Here is a 1,251-nt window from a genome sequence, read left to right as displayed (position 1 = left end):
CGACGTGTCCGCGCTCAACAACGTCGGCATCGACACGCTCCTTGACGCGGTTCTCCTGACGGCCGACGCGGGTCTCGACCTGCGCTCTAACCCGAATAAGGACGCGCGCGGTGTCGCCATCGAAGCGAAGCTCGACAAGGGACGTGGTGCGGTCGCGACCGTGCTGATCCAGTCGGGAACCCTGCGCGTCGGAGACTCCATCGTCGCGGGAACGGCCTACGGTCGAGTGCGCGCGATGATGGACGAGAACGGTGATCCCGTCGACGAAGCATACCCGGCGCGCCCCGTGCAGGTACAGGGCTTGTCGAGCGTCCCCCGGGCCGGCGACACTTTCATCGTCACCGAGGAAGACCGCACCGCTCGCCAGATCGCCGAGAAGCGTGAAGCCGTCGAACGTAACGCCCTGCTGGCCAAGGCCCGCAAACGCATCAGTCTCGAGGACTTCACCAAGGCGCTCGAAGATGGCAAGGTCGAATCGCTCAACCTCATCATCAAGGGTGACGTGTCCGGTGCCGTTGAGGCGCTCGAAGACTCGCTGCTCAAGATCGATGTCGACGACAGCGTTCAGCTGCGGATCATCCACCGCGGTGTCGGTGCTGTCACCGAGAGCGACGTCAACCTCGCGACGATCGACAACGCGATCATCATCGGGTTCAACGTGCGACCAGACACGAAGGCGCGCGAACGTGCGCAGCGTGAAGGCGTGGATGTGCGTTTCTACTCGGTCATCTACGCGGTACTCGAAGAGATCGAGAACTCCCTCAAGGGCATGCTCAAGCCCGAGTTCGAAGAGGTGCAGTCAGGTATTGCCGAGATCCGCGAGGTGTTCCGTTCCTCCAAGTTCGGAAACGTCGCCGGCGTCATTGTGCGCTCGGGTGTCATCACCAGGAATGCGAAGGCTCGCGTCATCCGCGATGGGGTGGTGGTCGGCGACAACCTCGCCATCGAGTCACTGCGTCGTTACAAAGATGACGTCACCGAGGTTCGTACGGACTTCGAGGCCGGAATCGGGCTTGGCAAGTTCAACGACATCCAGATCGGCGATGAGATTGAGACGATTGAAATGAAGGAGAAGCCGCGGGTTTAGTCCCTCGTGGTGCGGAACGGTCCGGGATTTTCTCTCTGGGCCGCTTCCAGCGGTCCGGGATTTCGATTCTGGGCCGCTTCCGGCGGCGTCACCCTACGGGCGGCGCCGCTGCCAGACCCAGCCTGCGGCCCGGAATCGAAATCCCTCCCCGCCGTACGCTGGTG

General features: G+C 62.7%; 1 protein-coding gene. It reads left to right on the top strand.

The genetic code is table 11. The features are described 5' to 3' along the window. On the top strand, positions 1-1,087 hold a 1,087-nt coding region (locus RMN95_RS05235), incomplete at its 5' end, for a translation initiation factor IF-2 (RefSeq protein WP_397545252.1). Positions 1,088-1,251: the final 164 nt, after the last annotated feature.

Origin of the sequence: Salinibacterium sp., assembly GCF_031364185.1 — a bacterium.
Lineage (GTDB): Bacteria > Actinomycetota > Actinomycetes > Actinomycetales > Microbacteriaceae > Rhodoglobus.
The sequence above is the reverse complement of the archived record's forward strand: the minus strand, read 5'-3'. Positions and strand labels throughout refer to the sequence as shown.